Below are 18394 nucleotides of genomic sequence, written 5' to 3'. Positions count from 1 at the left end.
ACAAGACGCCGCTTCGTGCGGCGTTTTTCTGTCTCTTGCCGCCGTTCGGGGAGATCATGGCGGGGCGTGTCAGGTCGAGTCCCGTCGTCCCTCCTCGGGCAACGGCCACTGGTAGCGGCGCACCACCTCGCCCTCCTCCAGCGACTCCAGTTTCACGGTGAAGCCCCATAGCTGGTGAAGGTGGCGTATCACCGGGTAGACGCTCTTGGCCAGCGGCCGGCGACGATCCTGGATATGCCGTAGGGTCAGCGAGCGGTCGCCGCGAATATCGGCGGCATAGACCTGGATATTGGGCTCACGCACCGACAGTGCGTACTGTACCGAGAGCGCCTCGCGTACCCGCTGATAGCCGCGCTCGTCATGAATCGCGCTGACCTCGAGCATCTCCTCCTGGTCATCGTCGACCACGCTGAACAGCTTGAGATCGCGAATCACCTTGGGCGACAGAAACTGCTGGATGAAGGACTCATCCTTGAAGTTGCGCATGGCGAAGTGCAACGTCTCCAACCAGTCGCTGTCGGCGGTGTCGGGGAACCACTCGCGATCCTCGTCGGTGGGTGACTGGCAGATACGCTTGATGTCGCTGAACATGGCGAAGCCCAGCGCGTAGGGGTTGATGCCGCCGTAGAGGGGACTGTCGAAATCGGGCTGGTTGACCACTGCAGTGTGCGACTGCAGGAACTCGAGCATCAGCCCCTCGTCGACCAGGCCGTCGTCGAACATGCGATGCATCAAGGTGTAGTGCCAGAAGGTCGCCCAGCCCTCGTTCATCACCTGAGTCTGGCGCTGGGGATAGAAGTACTGTGCCAACTTGCGCACGATACGCACGATCTCGCGCTGCCAGGGCGCCAGCAGCGGCGCATTCTTCTCGATGAAGTAGAGCAGGTTCTCCTGGGGCTCCGGCGGATAGCGCTGATGCTGATGCAGCCCGAGCGGGTCGTCGTCATTCGGCAGCGCCTCTTCGGGCTCGCTGCCGCTGAGATTGGGGATGGTACGCCACAGGGTGTTGACCTGGGCCTGCAGGTAGGCCTCGCGCTCCTTCTGGCGCTGGGCCTCCTCGGCGGCGGAGATCGGCGAGGGCCGCTTGTAGCGGTCGACGCCGTAGTTCTGCAGCGCATGGCAGGCATCCAGCAGCTGCTCCACCGCCTGCACACCGTGACGCTCCTCGCACTCGGCGACGTACTTTCGCGCGAACACCAGGTAGTCGATGATCGAGGAGGCGTCGGTCCAGGTGCGAAACAAGTAGTTGCCCTTGAAGAAGGAGTTGTGACCGTAGCAGGCGTGGGCCATCACCAGCACCTGCATCATCAGGGTGTTCTCCTCCATCAGATAGGCGATGCACGGGTCGGAGTTGATTACCAGCTCGTAGGCCAGGCCCATCTGGCCACGCCGGTAGGCCTGCTCAACGGCCAGGAACTGCTTGCCGAACGACCAGTGATGATAGCCCACCGGCATGCCCACGCTGGCGTAGGCGTCCATCATCTGCTCGGAGGTGATCACCTCGATCTGGTTGGGATAGGTGTCGAGGCGATACTCGTCGGCCAGCCGGGCGATCTCGCGCTCGAAGGTGTCGAGCACCTCGAAGTTCCAGTCCGATCCGCTGGCGATAGGCTTGCGTAATGTCATGCAATCTCCTCCCCGGGGTGCCGTCAGGCCTCTTCGCGGCGCCTGAACAGCTCACGGAACACCGGATAGATATCGTTGCCTTCGACGATCTGACGCATGGCGAAGCGCGACGGGAAGCGCGCCGCCACCGTCTCGTACTCCTCCCATAGCGCCTGGTGGGCGTGGGGGGTGATCTCGACGTAGGTAAAGTACTGCAGCCGCGGCATCAGCGACTTGAGCAGCAGGTCGCGGCAGGTGGTGGAGTCGTCGTCCCAGTTGTCGCCGTCCGAGGCCTGGGCCACGTAGAGGTTCCACTGCCCCGCCGGGTAGCGGTCGGCGATGATCTCGTCGACCAGCGTCAGCGCGCTGGAGACGATGGTGCCGCCGGTCTCCCGGGAGTAGAAGAACTCCTCCTCGTCGACCTCCTTGGCCGCAGTGTGGTGGCGCACGAAGACCAACTCGACCTTCTCGTAGTTGCGCTCGAGAAACAGGTAGAGCAGCAGGAAGAAGCGCTTGGCGATGTCCTTGTGGGCCTGGGTCATCGACCCCGAGACGTCCATGATGCAGAACATCACCGCCTTGTTGGAGGGCTGCGGTTGATTGGTGAGATTGTTGTAGCGCAGGTCGTAGGTATCGATGAACGGCACCGCCTCGAGGCGCTTCTCGAGGCGCTCGATCTCGGCCTTGAGTTCAGCGATGCGCGTCGGGTTGCGCAGCACGGCATCCTTGCGCTCCTCGGCGTCAAGCGCTTCCTGGGCCTCGCGCAGGGCGCGGCGAATCGGCGCGCGCATGGCGATGCGCCGCGCATGGGCCTCGCGCATCGAACGCACGATGTTGATGCGTGCCGGGACCCCGTCGCGGGAGATCCCGGCGCGCACCGGCCGCACCTCATCGAGGTCCTTCAACTGCTTGCGCTCCAGGTGCGGCAGTTCCAGCCCATCGAACACGAAGTCGAGAAACTCCTCGCGGGTCAGGCTGAAGGCGAATTCGTCCATGCCCTCGCCCTGGTTGGAGGCGCTGCCCTCACCGGCACCGCCACCTCCACCGCCGCCGGGGCGACGCAGGCGGTCGCCCTCGACGAACTCCTTGTTGCCTGGGGCGACGATGGTGCGCTCACCGCCAGGACCGTGCTGGAAGACCGGCTCGGAGATATCGCGGGCGGGAATCGAGACCTTCTCGCCACGCTCCATGTCGGTAATCGAGCGACGGTTGACCGCTTCCTCCACCGAACGCTTGATATGCGTGCGATAGCGGTCGAGGAAGCGCTGCCGATTGACCGCGCTCTTGTGCTTGGCGTTGGCTCGCCGATCGATGAAATAGGTCATGGCGACCTCCTCGGCCTACTGCGACTTGCGAACCCGCAGATACCACTCGGAGAGCAGGCGCACCTGCTTCTCGGTATAGCCGCGGTCTACCATGCGGGCCACGAAGTCCTCATGCTTGCGCTGATCCGCCTGTGATGCCTTGGCATTGAAGGAGATCACTGGCAGCAGCTCCTCGGTGTTGGCGAACATCTTGTGCTCGATTACCCCGCGCAGCTTCTCGTAGGACTGCCAGCTGGGATTCATGCCGTTGTTCTGGGCCCGCGCGCGCAGCACGAAGTTGACCACCTCGTGGCGGAAATCCTTGGGGTTGGAGATGCCCGCCGGCTTCTCGATCTTCTCCAGTTCTTCGTTGAGCGACTGGCGATTGAACAGCTCGCCGGTCTCGGGGTCGCGATACTCCTGATCCTGGATCCAGAAGTCGGCGTAGGTCACGTAGCGATCGAAGATGTTCTGGCCATACTCGGAGTAGGACTCCAGATACGCCGTCTGGATCTCCTTGCCGATGAAGTCGACGTAGCGCGGTGCCAGGTACTCCTTGATATAGCGCAGGTAGCGCTCGTGGGCCTCCTTGGGCAGCTGCTCCTGTTCGAGGCGCTGCTCCAGCACGTAGAGCAGGTGCACCGGGTTGGCGGCGATCTCGTGGTTGTCGAAGTTGAACACCTTGGAGAGGATCTTGAAGGCGAAGCGCGTGGAGAGCCCGTCCATGCCCTCGTCGACGCCTGCCGAGTCGCGATACTCCTGGATCGACTTGGCCTTGGGGTCGGTATCCTTGAGGTTTTCGCCATCGTAGACGCGCATCTTGGAGTAGACGCTGGAGTTTTCCGGCTCCTTGAGCCGCGAGAGTACCGAGAACTGCGCCAGCATGCGCAGGGTATCGGGAGCGCAGGGCGCTTCGGCCAACGACGAGTGCTCGAGCAACTTCTTGTAGATGTTGATCTCTTCGGTGACGCGCAGGCAGTAGGGCACCTTGACGATGTAGACGCGGTCGAGGAAGGCCTCGTTGTTGCGGTTGTTGCGGAACGCCTGCCACTCGCTCTCGTTGGAGTGAGCCAGCACCACGCCGTCGAAGGGAATCGCGCCCATGCCCTCGGTGGGGTTGTAGTTGCCCTCCTGGGTGGCGGTCAGCAGCGGATGCAGCACCTTGATCGGTGCCTTGAACATCTCGATGAACTCCATCAGCCCCTGGTTGGACTTGCACAGGCCGCCGGAGAAGCTGTAGGCGTCCGGATCGTCCTGGGAGTAGAGCTCGAGCTGGCGGATATCCACCTTGCCCACCAGCGAGGAGATGTCCTGGTTGTTCTCGTCGCCGGGCTCGGTCTTGGAGATGGCGATCTGGTTGAGCCGCGACGGATAGAGCCTGACCACCTTGAACTGCGAGATATCCCCGCCGTACTCCTTGAGCCGCTTGGCCGCCCAGGGCGACATCACGCTCTTCAGGTAGCGCCGCGGGATGCCGTACTCTTTCTCGAGCAGCTCGCCATCCTCCTCGGGAGAGAACAGTCCCAGCGGCGATTCGAACACCGGCGAGCCCTTGATGGCATAGAACGGTACCCGCTCCATCAGCAGCTTGAGGCGCTCGGCCAGCGACGACTTGCCGCCACCCACCGGGCCCAGCAGGTAGAGAATCTGCTTGCGCTCCTCGAGGCCCTGGGCAGCATGGCGGAAGTAGGCGACGATCTGCTCGATCGCCTCCTCCATGCCGTAGAACTCGGAGAACGCCGGATAGCGGCGAATCACCTTGTTGGAGAAAATCCGCGATAGACGGGAGTCCTTGGCGGTATCGATCACCTCGGGCTCGCCGATGGCCACCAGCATCCGCTCGGCGGCGGTGGCGTAAGCGGTGGGCTCGCTGCGACACAGTTCCAGATATTCCTGCAGGCTGATCTCTTCCTGCTGAACACGTTCGTAGCGGTTCTGCACATGATCGAAGATGCTCATCGAAGCCTCCTTAAGCGCGGACCCTCGGCGGCGGCGTCGAACCTCTTGCCGGGCGAGGTGACTCTATCAGCGTAGACAGAATTAGGCGGCGCTGGTTGGATACCGGACGCCGCCGATTCAACGCTAGTCGTCCCGACGCGACCCGTTACCCCTCAGAGCGCATTTCCTCGAGCAAGTTCGTTGAATAACGTTGATCATATGCGGGACTTGTACTGCAGAAGGCAGGAATCGCCGGGGATGCCCCCGGCGTAATGTGCGGTTCGTTGCGTCGTATCGTGTCGAGCGCTCGACAGACCTCAGCGTGCAGCCTGCTCCCGCACAGCGTCGAGGTCCCAGTCACGCAGCAGCTCTACCGCCACGTCCGGAGAGTCCAGGTTCTGCCCGGTCACCTGCATCAGGATGCGGCTATCCAACAGCAGGGAGACCTCGGCCCGGGAGCGATCAGCTTCCCACTTGACGATGGCCGTCTCACGCCCCATGCGCTCCCGCTCAAGCTCGGGTTGGGCTGCAATCAGTGCCGGATTATTGAACATCGCCGCCATGCCCTGAACCATGGGATTGTCGACCATCAGTGTCGCTTCCATCTGGCCGTCACCGCCCTCCTGGCGATACTGGCGCTCGAGCATGGCCCCACCGCCACCCAGCAAGGCGGCTGCCCCACCGCCTCCGGCTGACTGGGCCTGTTCGGCGCTCCAGCCCGACGGGGGCTCGGGAAAGGTCTCGGCGATGCGGCCGGATACCAGGCTGCGGATATCGTTGATAGCGAATTCCAGCTCGGCGATGGCGCCACCATAGTCCTCTTCCTGATAGAGATCGAGGCCCAGTTCGATCTGCTCGACCACCTCATCGGCCAGCGCCGTCGCGGTGGCCGGCAGCGTCAGAAGACTCCCCAAGAGCGCAATACCAAGCGTGCGTTTGTTATCCATGGTCGCTTTCCTCATTCATGTGGCATTTCAACGCAGCAACCGAGCAGGTCACTGGGTTATTCATCTTCCAGCGCGAACCAGCGCAGGTTACCCGCCAGGTGCACATCATCCTCGCCGCTGGCATCGATGCTGAACTCGGCGTCGAAACGCTCGCCGTTGGCCGCCAACGTCAACTCCCCGTCGACCTCATCGACGTCATGCCGAGTGAACTGAGCCCGCACGCTGTCATCATCGCGACCTGCCTGGACCGGATAACTTCCCGCTGTTGCGCCCGACGGCAGGTAGAGATAGACCCCGTGGCCAATGTTCAGCATGCTGCCGCGGCTGGTGACACGGGCCAACCTGGACTCGGTTTCCCCATTGACGGTCAGCTCATACTCCACCTCGGACTGCAGCGTCAGCGGCAGATCCTTGACCGCCCCCTCGCTTGCCACCCGGCTTGCGTCCTCGCCACGCCCGTCGGCGGCCTCCAGCTGCCAGGCGGCACCGACCCGATCAGAGTGCTCGCCCAGATAAACGCTGCCCGAGACCTGACGCGAGAAGGTCCAGGCCATGCCGTCACCGCGGACATGGGCCTGGACCTGGTCGTCATCGGCATCGGAAAAGCCGGCCACCTGATAGCGGTTACCCGCCTCGGCGCCTTGCGGCAACACCAGCGTGACCCAGGCGCGTACGACATTGTCGGGATCATCCTCGTGAGTGGCATCGGTATAGATTGAAATGGCGTAGGGCCCGTCGGCATTGCTGCCACTGCGGGAAGAACCGCCCCCCCGGGCGGGCCGAAAGACATCGTTGCTGACTCCGCCGTAGCGTGGGTCATCCGCCGTGGTGTATTCGCCCGTGGAGGTGACAGCACCGCTGATAGACAGCGTCGACTCACCGCTCTCAACGCTCTCCAGCAAGTCTGCCAGCTCGCCGCTGTCAGCACCCGAGGTGCCGGTTTCATCCTCCGCCTGCTGGTCATTGGCAGCGTCATCACACCCTGCCAATAAGCCCAGACTGGCTACGAGCACGCCTACCCGCCATGCGCTATTGCTCCCATGGGTCATGTCCGTTTCACTCCCTATTACCGACTTGTTATTAGCTTGCTGACAGCCTACTCGGCAGCGCTCAACGTGAGGGCTGCGCCCCTTGCGTTTCGCTGCCGTGGCCTGCCGCGCCCGCCTCGCTGGCCTTGCCCTTGAGCGTGCGGAATTTGGCAGAGAGGCCATCCAGCTTGGCTTCCCACTCGGGGTCGGGGGTCTGCCCCTCGATGGTCTTGAAGTAGGCCTGCATCATGCAGGTGATGGCGAAGGGCTCGAGCACCGCCACCTTGACGCTCCAGGCGAACAGCAGCGCCACTACCACTCCCGTCGCCGACCAGCCGCCGGGAATCAGATAGGCCACCAGGGCCGCCGGAGCCAACATGATCAGGAAGATGACGAAGGAGAGCCCGTAGACGATCAGCGCCAGCCAGGCGGCATTCTTGAACATCGGCTTGAGGTTCTGGCCGTACAGCACCAGACCGTCCCGAGACGCTCCCCAGGGATTGTCGGCCCGGGTGCGAAAGCTATAGGCGAGGATCACCTCGTCGATGAAGCCCACCGCGATGCGCAGGAACATCTGCAGCAGCCGCAGGAACTGACGTGCGCCGGGAATCGGCAGCAAGCCGAAAATGCCTCGCACCAGGCCGGTGAGGACACGCAGCACCCCCTTGATCAATTGGTCCACGGCGAACAGGGCGCTGGCCTGGCCAAAGCGTTCCTTGACCGATGCCGTGGCATGCTGGATCTGGCTACGCCCCTGGGGCAGCGACTGGCCGTCGAGCAGTTCCACCAGCACGGCAATATGCCCAGCCTTGACCATGTAGAGCAGGTACTCACGCAGTACGTACATGACGACACCGATGATGCCGAAGCCGGCGACGCCGCCCCAGAAGGTGCTGGCGGCACGAAAGCCCTCATCGCCGAAGCCACCGATGCCCCAGCCAACCCCGGCGCCAACGCCGGTCATCAACACATAGGCCAGCGCCACGCCGAAATAGACGGCCAGCCGAAATAAGATAAAAGGTAGCGTCTTGGCCATCAGCCCCAGAGACTGACCGATCCGAAAGTCCCACATGGGTCCCCCTATCGTATGAGCAGATCATCAGGTACCGACAGACTAGACGGGCATCGACCCCGTGGCCCCCTTCATACGAACGGGGCCACGGGGTCGTCCCGGCAGGGTTCCGCCATGGCCACTAGACACAGGGCCGAGTCGTCCACTCATCCGGCGCGGTGGGCCCACGCCGGCACTGGTGCTTGCGCTCCACCCGGACCAGCTCCCAGCGGCCATCCTCCAGCGGCTCGAAGGTCAGCCGATAGCGCCACGCCCGAGAGGCATCGTCCTTCAGATTGTTCAGGGTGAGCATGACGCGCACCTCCCCCGAGTCCCGCATCCACTGCTCGATACGCTCCTCGGTCACCGGATTGGGCAGCTCCAGGCTATAGTGCTCCCGGGCCAGGGCCACGGGGTCATGCGTGGTGGTCACGCCGGGAAGGTCGAGGGCGAGATAGTCCACCTCGGCGGCTGTCTCGGCCTGCCAGACACGCAGAATCGGCATGGGGTAGGTGGGCGGCTGGCCGGCCCAGGCCAGTCGCATGCCTTCCTCACTCAAGGCGAGCGCGGCGGCGGGGCCCTGCCTGGGCATCGGCAGCTCAGCGGCCGCCGCCTCAGCGTCACCCTGGGGTAGCAGCCCACCGGGGAAATGCTCGGCGCGTTCAGCCACATCGCCCGTCTCCAGCGAGTAGCGCTGCACGTCGCAGCCGCAGGCCGCCCATACGCTGTCACCCGTGGCCGAGAAAGCGACTTCCCGACACCCCTGGCCACCCGCCAGGGCCTGGCGCGGTTCACCCGTTGCCGGGTCCCAGAGCTTGAGCGAGGCATCGGGCATTACGCCGGGGTTCCAGCTGGTACTCGCCAGGAGACTGCCATCGGGACTGAAAGCCAGCCCGGTGACGGGCAACGCGCGGTCCACCTCCGGGGAGCGATGGCCATCCAACCGGTGCTTGAGCGTGCCGGACGCCAGGTCCCACACCTTGAGGGAGAACTCGGTGGCACTGGCCAGAAGCGCCCCGTCGGGAGAGAACGCCAGTTGGGTGACGCTCGCCTCCAGCTCAAGCTCATGCTGCATGTCGGCGGCCGACCAGTCCGGCGAGCCACTGTCTTGTGCCCAGGCCGACGAGACGCTCACCGCCAGGCAGAGGGCAATGGCATAGCGCCCCCCCTGTCGCTGGACGCTCCACAGAGCGATCACACCGGTGAAGAACAGGCTGGTCATCACCCCTCCGTAGATTCCGCTCAGTGGGACAGCGACAGCGTTTCGACGACGGCGACGCCGCCATACTCGAACTCGAGCGTCTCGGCGTCCGCGGGATAGCGATAGAGCAGCTGGAAGTGACGCGGCTCATCGTCGGCCGGCAGCCAGAAGGGTTCCGGCTGCGGCATGGGGCCGGCCTGGTAGACTCCCAGCAGCTCTCCCTCTGGCACACGCGGGCGAAGGCGATGACCCACTTCCATCATGCCGCCGACCTCGCTCTGGTTGGCCATGGCCGCTTCGATCCAGACCAGCGTCTCCCCCTCCTCGGCGACGTGATCGGCGAAAGCGTCATGCAGCACCAGGTCATGGACCCGGAAGCGGATCGGGCCGTCTTCTAGCATCTCTCGCGGTTCAGCATCCGGCTCGCGCTCGCCCTCCTCCAGCGCAAAGCGCAGCGCCGGACGAATCTCGGAGGAGATATCGGTACCGCCAAACTGGGGCATATAGGCCACCAGTTCGATGCGCTCGGCGTCATCGGGTATCGGGAATACCGCCTCACCGCCGGCCCAGGCATCGGGCAGCAGCGCCGGATCATCGCCCAGGCTGCTAAGCTCGAGGTCACGCACATAGGCGTAGCGACCGTCCACCACCACCTGCAGCAGTCCCGGCGCCTCAATATACTCCATCACCCGGTGCAGAGATGACTCGACATCGGGCTCGGCCGACGCTTCCAGCGCCCGGGCGTCCACCGGCGTGCGCCACTCTCCTTGGCCGCGCAGGTCCACCACCAGCCACTGCATCCCCTCGGGAGACGCCTCACCCTGCCAGCGGTCATGACGGCCGACGCCGTGAACGCCCAGTGACATGAGATCATGACCCTGCTGCCAACTCGCGGCGTCGCGTCCCTCATCGGGCTCGGCACGCCCACCCAGCAGCGGCACCACGATAGGCGCGTACTGGTCGTGGTAGTAGTGCAGCGACAGCTGCGACAGTGATGCGTCGGGCACGGCAAACGCGACCTCCCCCTGGCGCTGGGCCCCCGCCCGCGGCAGCACGAACTCATCCTCCAGGGCCGAACCGTCCGGCAGGGTCGGCCGCACCACCTGCCGGTCATCCACCAGCAGGTAAAGCTGGCGCTCCAGCGAGGCCACCAGCAATGGCTCGGGATACCCCAGGCCGAACACCAGGTCGCTGGGCATCCAGCTGTCGAAACGTACGTCCAGTGTGGCCCAGCGCTGCCCGGGCGGCGGTGCCTGGCCGTTCAGCTCGTCGCTGAAGGCCATGTCCTTGACGTGCAGGGTGAAGGCACGGTTGCACCCCAGGGCGGGTAGCCCCTCCCGAACCACCTCGGCGCAGGGCGATTGGGCCGCCGCCGGCGTCGCTGCACCCAGGCCGAGCAAGGCCAGCAGCCCCGCCATGCCTAGTGCGGCCTTACGCGTGTGTGGCTGATTCATTGGCATCTCCTCAGTTGCAGCGGCCCCAGGAATCGACGATAAATTCGGATCCGGCGTCGGCCACGTCGCCGGCCGCCTGGCTGATGCCCGCCGAGTTGAGCCGGTCGAAGGCGCCCCCGGACACCAGCTCGCGTCCAATGACGATATTGATGTCATGGGCCTCGGCGAGACCGCCCAGGCCGGCGCTGACGGCGCTGCTGATCATCTCCTGAGCGGCGGCGTCCTGGGTGCAGCACAGCGGATCGCTGGCGGTAAACAGGCAGTCCCAGATGCTCTGCACCATGCCCACCGCGCCCATGGCGTTATCGCCGGCACTCATCAGGGTCAGGATCCCCTCGACGAACTGACCGCGGCGATCTCTCCCGTAGCCCAGCAGGTCGCCGGTGGCGGGATCGAGCTGCCACCAGGTCGGCGCATCATCGCGTGCCGGCGCGTCGGGCAGAAGCAGTGCCTGCCCCTCGTCCAGACGTGCTGCGAGGTGCGCCTCGAGGTCGGGATCCGGCTGCCAGTCGAGGGCCACCAGGCCGTCCAGGCTCGCGACGTGCCGCCACTCGGTTCCCTCGTCGAGGTCATGCAGGAAGGCCCGGGCGGTGTTGCCCAGGGCAGCGCGCGTCTCCACCGCTAGCTCGGCCTCCAGCAGGGTGTCCAGCGCCCCCTGAGCGATTCGTGTCTCCGCCACCGCCTCGCCGTCGGGCACTGCGACGCGATTGTCGAGGATGTCGAAGCCCTCGCGGCGCCGGTGCTCGCCCGCCTCGAACTCCATCAGCGTCACGTAGCCCAGCAGATTGAGTCGCGTCAGCGCGACTCGCTCGGGATAGGGGCTGTAGGCCAGTCGCATGGCGGCGAGCTGATCCAGCACCAAGCGACGGGTGCTGCGCGATTCCAGGGCTTCGCCGATAAAGCTGTCATCGCCCTGGGCGCCGAGGTAGGTCCCGGCCAGGGCCGCCTGGCGATTGTCCATCAGCCCCTCGTAGTGCCAGGCGGCCAGCTGGGCCGGCTGCACCCAGGTCGTCTGGCCGAGCACCTCCAGGGTGCTCAACAACTCGACCGCGCGCTGCTCACGGAGCGCATCGTCGACGTCGAAGGTCTCGACACCCGCGCTGCGCCGTGCGGGACCGATCAGATCCATCACCGGACGTTCGACGGTATCTGTCTCGCGGCCCGGCGCCTCGGTGTGGAAACGCGCCATCACCGCAGTCAGCTCCGGCGGGGTGTCCGCTGCTCCGGCGCTCAAACCGCCGACGCTCACCTCGCCCAGGGCACTGCCGGCCTCGCCGAAGGCACCGGCAATGGAGGCATCCGAGCCAAGCTCGACCACGCTGCCATCGGCCATGATGGCGTCCTGGCGCTCAAGGCTGTCGCCCAGGCGCAGGTAAGGTACCCACTGCTCCTGATCAAACAGGGCCTGCGGCAGGGCATCGAGATCGACGCTTCCGTCGAGCAGCGACTGGGGCGACGGCAGCTCCATAGGGTAGAGCTCCAGGTGCAGCTGCCGCCCCAGCAGCTCAGCGGCAGGCATCCGATGCGCGAAGGCCACCGCCTCGTTTAGCCGATCGCCCTCGAGCTGCTCGGCCACCACTTCGATGGTCAGCCAGTGGCGTGCATCCTCGGGAAGCGCCTCAGGGTAGTGACGCTCGACGTCGCCCGCCTCAATCAGACGATCTCCCTCGGAATGCCCAGGGAGGGCCGGATCGTAGTCCGACCAGCCGTCGTCGGTGCGTCGCTGCACCCACCAGTGATCCGCCGGGACAGCCTGCGAAGCGTCGGCGGCTGCCAGGGAGCCATCCAGCAACGCCGTCAGCGCCTCGGCCTGGCGTCGGCCGTCGACCTGCAGCCGTGTCTGCCGTGCGTCGGCCGACGCCCGCTGCTCATGCAACGATTCGGCCAGCTCTCCGGGGTCGCTCTCGAGCCGCTCGGCCAGTGCCGCGACAGAGGCACTGGAGAGGTCCATCTCGACGGGGCCGTCTGGCCGCCGGGCCACCGGCTCATGGGACCAGGCCGACTCGAGCCGTTCGAGTGCCTGCGTGGGTAGCTCGGTCCGGGCCAGGCGCACGCTGTGACCGGCCTCCTCCATCAGCGCCGCCAGCAGCAGGGCACGATCCAGGCTGGAGCCCATGCGATCCTGCATCACCCCGGCCGCTCCGCGCAGTTCTCCGTCATAGGGCAGCCAGCGGGTCTCGTCGCGCACCCAGGCAAAGAGCGCATCGGGGTGGTTCCCCACCGTTTGCTGAGCATCGCTCACCCTGAGGCTCTCCCAGGGCAGCTCTTGGTAGGCGCCGCGCACGGCGCGGTCAAGGCTCAGCACCCGCTGCTCGAGATAGCGCTGATCGCTCTCGCTCATGCCGGGCGAACCTGCACACATCATTTCTGCCGAGGCCATCGGCGCCAGCGCCAGCAATACTCCCAGCAAGCCCAACCTAGTCGTCACTTCCCACCTCCAGTGTCTTGCTCTGATTCGCCCCGATGGCGAAGGCCCTGCGCTGCTCACCCGCCTGGGTTTCCACCACCAGCTCGTACTCGCCAACGCCCAGCTCGACGGGGGCATCACCCACCCGCCCTCTGGCGACCTCGTCGCCTTCGCCGTCCTGCACCCGCCAGGTGGCGGCCAGCGCCTGGTTCAGCCCGGCCATCAGCTCGTCGCCGTCGTGGCTGTCGAAGTACTCTCCGCCGCCACGGGTGGCGAAGCGCTCGAACTCGGCCTGCAGGCCGATCTCATCGATATGGAAGCCGACGATATTCAGGCGCACGTCGACCCCCTCCTCGATCAGGCTATCGACAGACGCGGCCACGTCGCCGTCGCAGGTCTCCTCGCCGTCGGTGAGCATCACCACCAGGCGCGGCTGGTCCTGGTAGCCGTCGAGGTCGTCGAGTACCGCATCCAGGGAGTCGGCCAACGGTGTACGCGCCAGGTTGATGGCCTGGATGTCCGCCATGACGTCGCGCACCGCGTCATGATTGCCAGCACTGGGCGACACCAGCAGCTCGGTCTCGCAGCTGTGGGGTTCGGTATGCCCGTAAGCGCGCAGGGCCACCGGAACCTCCGCGGGGATGCGCTCGTCGAGGGTCTGCTGGACGATGCGCCGGGCCACCTCGATGCGCCGCCCGCCCTGCATCTGGCGCAGCATCGAGCCCGAGGCGTCGAAGATCAGGTGCACCACGCCGCCGGCCACCGCCGGCTGTTCGGGGTCGGTGCTGACCACCCGCAGGCTGCCAGGCTCGGGTGGCTCCTGGTAGCGCCGCGCTATCGACAGTTCGAACTCGCTGGGCTGGCGCAGCTCACGCATCCCCGCCTCGAATCCGCGAATCAGGTCGGTACGGTCGACGGTATAGCGATAGCGTCCATCGGCCACCTGGGCCCAGCTCAGCATCTGATTCTGGTACCAGCGGTTCTCTTCAGTGTCCTTGCGTGAGCCATGGGTGGCCTCCAGGCTGAAGATCCGCGGTCGAACCTCAGCCAGTGACTCCCAGGCCGCCAGGTCGCGCCCGGTCTGCTCGGCGTCGGTGATCAGGAAGATCGCCCGTTGCCCCTCGCGCTGTGCCAGCGCTCGGCTGGCCAGGGCCAGCGCCGGTTCCGAGTTCGAGCTGGTGAAATCACCATCATAGGCAGCCAGGGTCTGGGCCACCTGAGCAGGCTGTGTGGCCCAGCCATCGATCAGCAGGGGCCCGCCCAGAGGCAGCATGTTGAACACTTCCTTGTCGGGCTCCAGCCCCTCGGCGAAGCGGTTCAGCGCCTGATAGATCGCCGGCTGGTGACTGGACAGACTACCGCTGCCATCCCACAGGAAGACGATGGAGCGCGGCGGCTCGGTCACCGTCAGGCGATACTCGCCTTGCGGAATATCCACCGCCTCGGCGTGTCGCCGGCCGGCACCGGCCGATGACCAGTCGAGGGGCACGACGTCGCCCTGCGGGTCATGCAGGGTGGCGCGCAGCCGATCGCGTGCCGGCTCTTCCAGTTCAAACGCCAGGGTGTTATCCGGCGCGTCGAGGGTCAGGGCATAGTGGCGAGTATCCCCCGGTTCCACGACTCGCCCCACCACGCCATCCGTCAGCGCGTAGGGCGCCTCAGTATGGCTATCGGCATCCTCGACCTCACGCACCTGCACCTGGGCCCTCTCCTGCTCCGCTTCCAGCAGGCCGCGGGGGCTATCCAGCCCCCAGTGACCGAGAATCGAGCGGCCGCTGCCCAGGGCATCGGCCTCGATGGCCTGCAGCACCTCGGGGATACGCCAGCTGGCCCGACGCTCGCCTTCCGGTATGTCAGGCTCGTCGAAGGCCAGACGCAGGTAGCGTGCCCGCGGCGTCTCGGCGAGCGAAAGACTCGCCGCTCCCTCGCCGTCACGTGCCAGCGCCCAATCGGCCTGGTGCTCCCAGGGCCCCACCGGTGACTCAAGGGAGGTATATACCGAAACCTCCTCCACCGGCAGGCCGTCCCAGTCGAGGTTCTCGATCCAGCGCAGCTCGTCGATCCGCGCCGCCCGATGCTGGAGGAAGGCGAAGACCATCTCGATACGCTCGCCGTTAATACGCTGGCCACCACGGACGCTGCGCCCGCCGGTAACGCTGCGATGGGTGTAGCGCTGCCCCTGAAAGCCATAGAGGCGATCGATATCCGGCAGGGTATAGATCCAATGCCCGCCCAGCTCATGATTCAGAAGGTCATGACGACGCGCCCCCAGTGCACCGGAGGGCTCTCCCAGCACCCGCAACTCGCCACTGCCATGGCGAGAACGCCGACGCTCACCTTCGGCAAGGAAGATCGACAGCGGCCGCAACTGCACATAGCGAGCCTCCAGCGGCGCATCGAAGGCGAAGAACTGCTCGCCGTCGCGGCTGTCCAGCGTCACGCTCGTGACCACGTCCAGATCGTCCAGGGACTCACCCAGCGCGATCTCGACCGCTTGCCAGCGATAGCTGTGATCGTGCAGAGAGCGCTGATTGAAGCCCAGGCCGTGCACCGTGCCTCCTTCACCGGCCAGGCGGATAGGTGGCAAGGCCTCCCCCGGGTCGACGTCGACCTCGATGGAGCTAGCGGCGCTGGCCATACCGTCAATCAGGAAGCGTGCCGAGCCTCCGCGCCGCTGGGGCAGGCCATCGATGGGCTCGCCGCTATCGGCATCGACGAAGTGCGCCCCCAGGGCACTCCAGGCCAGGTCAACCATTCCATCGAGGGCCTCGGGGACAGGGGGTGCCGGTTGCGGATCCAGGGCCGCTGCCGAGGGATCCAGCTCCAGGCCACGGTGCGCCGTATGCTCGCCCACCGCCACGAAGAGCGATGATGGATCGCTCTCCAGCATCTCAGGCGGCAGCGTCCAGGTCAGGGGTACTTCACGACGCTCCCCGGGGGCCAGGGAGAGTGACTCAGGTAGCCCGTCAAGCGACCAGCCCGAATGGCTGGCGTGGGCCTTCAAGGGCAGCATCAGGGAATCCTCTCCCTCATTACGGACCGTCAGACGAGCCTCGAGGCGCTGGGCATGGGGCAGGAAGGGCGGGAGGCGAACGCTCTCACTGTCCAGCTCAGCGGTAACGGGCGATATCTCCGGCGTGAAAGGCTGCGCTGGGTCCTCCAACGTCAAGTTCCTCAGGCGGCGACTGAGGGAGGCCCAGAGGTACCACTGCTCTCCTCCCGGCACGGTCACGGCATGGCGACGCCGCTCGTCGGTCTCCTCGAACGCGAGCTCGTCACCCTCGGCATTCACGAAACGGACACGCCCCCCAGGGCTTCGTGCCTCGAAGTGAAGGGTGCGAGCCAGCTCGGTAACGGGCAGTCGCAGATAGCCCTCGGCATCATCCACGCCCCCCATCTCTTCATCAATAACCCCGTCCCCGGGAACCAAAGGAGCCTGTGCGATATTGTCCAGTAGCCCCACTGCACCCTGATGGTGCCAGGGATCACCAATACCTAACCGGATGCGATAGGGGTGCTGCGAGGGACCATTACCAACGAGTCGCAGGATATAGTCGCCGGGGGGCAGCATCCGACTGATGCGCGTGGCCTCCTCCAGGTCGAGGGTGCGCAGCAGCTCGTCACCCTGCCAGAACAGTCGCGCCTCGAGCGTCCCGTCTGCCGGTGGCTCAAAATCCAGCACCAGGCGGTTGTCGCCGGGCAGGTGAAAGTGGAAGTGGTCCTCATCATCCTCGCTATGGAAATGCCCCTCGACGGATTCTCCCAGCCATAGCGGATTAGCATCTTCCGGCTCGTCGTTGGGTTCCATCTCGCGGCCCGGCTGAGGCTCTCCCAGGGGCAGGGCCTCGAGACGATAATCGGTGCTATCCCCCTCCAGGCGCACCTGATAGCGCCCCGGCAGCAGACGCACCGGGCTCAGCCGCCGTTGCGGCAGCGGGTCACCACGCCGGGACTGCTCACTGTCGAGGAAGGGGCGGCGATCGCCATCATGGTAGAGCGCCAGGCGCTCGATCGGATCGCCTTCGGCCTGGAACGCCCAGACCTGCGTCTCATCGCTGACCAGGAGCTCGAACCAGGCGGTGTCTGTCCCCGCGAAGCGGCCCTGGCGGACCTCATCAGCCCTGAGCACCGCAGCCCAGTCGCGATCATCATTGGGGGTAGCCACCCAGCCTTCCCGATCGGGCAAGTCCGTCTCGATCAGCCGCACCTGGGTGGGGATCGGGTCATCGGCCCGCCGCGACAGTCGTAGCTGCAGCAGGTAGTCCCCTGCTGCAAGCTGCATCTGGTCGAACAGCGCCTCGGCTGGCCCATCCCGGCACACCGGGTCGCGGTCATCACGCTGGCTCAGGCAGACCTCGATATCGCGGTCCGTGTCGCCTACCACATCCAGGCGCTGTCCCACCGCCGACTCATCCAGGGAGAACGCCAGGTACTGGCGCTCGCGCGGCACCAGCTCGAGCGACACCGTCTCGCCAAGCCCGAACCACCGTGCCTCCTCTTCCGACGCGGCCTCGACCTCGACGACGTCCTGCTCATCCGCAGCAGGCTCAGGGCGTTGACCATCCTCGACCAGCGCCAGCCCGACCCGACCAATCGCGCTCCCCTCCGGGTTGCGCAGGTGCAGGCGAACGTCCCCGGTAAGATCCAACCGCCCCCAGTGGTGCTGAACGGGTGAATCGGCATGTACCTCGGCAATCCGCTCACCGGCGTCATTCTCGATCCAGGCTTCCAGCGACACGCCCAGCTCACCCAGCAGATCGAGCCGCCATAGCAACGCCTCGGCATCCTCCTCCGGCCGCAGGGGGATCTCGTGCTCTGGCACATCGAGATGGAAGAACCACTGTCGATCCGGCGTCACCTCCAGGTCATCTGCTTCGTCGGGCCCCACTTGGCCACGCACCCGCAAACGCCCTGCTTCGGTCAGGGTCAGCTGGTACTCGCCCCCCGCCGCCTGAGGCAGCAAGCTGATAAGGTGCTCTCCTGGGGGAACAATCAGCTGCTGGAGACGCTGCCTGGGCTGGGACGCACTGGCCTCGAGGGACAGCAGTCGTGTCTCCTCGGCGGCGGCCTCCTCGGGCTCCGCCTCACCGAACTGTGCGACCCCGCTCGGCGCCGACGCTTCTTCCTCGGCGGGCCAGGAGAACCGCGCCTCGATGGCTCCCTCGGTATCCCCCTGTAGTTCGGCCTGCCACACCCGGTCGGTGTGGTTGTCATCCAATCCCCACCAGAACAGGTCACGATCATCGCCGGACACCTCGCCGACCAGCCTCGCCTCGCCGCTAACCGACTGGGCTTGCTCAGGCGTGTCGTTGGGTTCTTGTGAGAACGTCATTTGCGGATAGGCATCGACACCCTGCGCCACTACCAGTGCCAGCAGCGCCGCACCCGCTCGGCCTGCGACTCGCATACTGATTCCCCTGCTGTTTTTGTGTGACCCAAGCCTAGTGCACACCATCAAG

At 65.6% G+C, this 18394-nt stretch carries 10 protein-coding genes; all 10 read right to left on the bottom strand.

Features of this window, described 5'->3' with window-relative positions; genetic code table 11:
- Positions 1-69 precede the first annotated feature (69 nt).
- Entirely contained in the window at positions 70-1626 is a 1557-nt protein-coding gene (locus tag CK498_RS15245; protein WP_095621696.1) for a SpoVR family protein, read from the bottom strand.
- Between the two features lie 23 nt (positions 1627-1649).
- Positions 1650-2930: a YeaH/YhbH family protein gene (locus tag CK498_RS15240; protein ID WP_095621695.1), complete on the bottom strand. Its 1281-nt coding sequence runs from the start codon at positions 2928-2930 to the stop codon at positions 1650-1652.
- Positions 2931-2945: 15 nt separating this feature from the next.
- Positions 2946-4868: a PrkA family serine protein kinase gene (locus CK498_RS15235; RefSeq protein WP_095621694.1), complete on the bottom strand. Its 1923-nt coding sequence runs from the start codon at positions 4866-4868 to the stop codon at positions 2946-2948.
- A gap of 296 nt (positions 4869-5164) precedes the next feature.
- On the bottom strand, positions 5165-5794 hold the full coding sequence (locus CK498_RS15230) for a hypothetical protein (RefSeq protein WP_095621693.1): 630 nt from the start codon (positions 5792-5794) through the stop codon (positions 5165-5167).
- 56 nt (positions 5795-5850) lie between these two features.
- Positions 5851-6807 carry a hypothetical protein gene (locus CK498_RS15225; RefSeq protein ID WP_141246959.1) on the bottom strand — a complete coding sequence of 319 codons (957 nt, stop codon included), beginning with the start codon at positions 6805-6807 and terminating at the stop codon, positions 5851-5853.
- 97 nt (positions 6808-6904) lie between these two features.
- A complete protein-coding gene (locus CK498_RS15220; protein WP_095621691.1) occupies positions 6905-7894 on the bottom strand; it encodes a hypothetical protein in 990 nt (329 codons plus the stop codon).
- A 121-nt stretch (positions 7895-8015) separates the two neighbouring features.
- Entirely contained in the window at positions 8016-9095 is a 1080-nt protein-coding gene (locus CK498_RS15215; protein ID WP_095621690.1) for a WD40 repeat domain-containing protein, read from the bottom strand.
- A 20-nt stretch (positions 9096-9115) separates the two neighbouring features.
- Complete coding sequence (locus CK498_RS15210) at positions 9116-10528, bottom strand: hypothetical protein (protein WP_095621689.1); 1413 nt, start codon at positions 10526-10528, stop codon at positions 9116-9118.
- Positions 10529-10538: 10 nt separating this feature from the next.
- A complete protein-coding gene (locus tag CK498_RS15205; RefSeq protein WP_141246958.1) occupies positions 10539-12956 on the bottom strand; it encodes a hypothetical protein in 2418 nt (805 codons plus the stop codon).
- Positions 12946-18342, bottom strand: a complete 5397-nt coding sequence (locus tag CK498_RS15200; RefSeq protein WP_176475807.1) for a vWA domain-containing protein — start codon at positions 18340-18342, stop codon at positions 12946-12948. Before CK498_RS15200 ends, CK498_RS15205 begins: the two co-directional genes overlap by 11 nt.
- Positions 18343-18394: the final 52 nt, after the last annotated feature.

The organism is Halomonas salipaludis (assembly GCF_002286975.1).
GTDB lineage: Bacteria > Pseudomonadota > Gammaproteobacteria > Pseudomonadales > Halomonadaceae > Franzmannia > Franzmannia salipaludis.
Note: the sequence above shows the minus strand (reverse complement) of the source record. Positions and strands in the feature narration are given on the sequence as shown.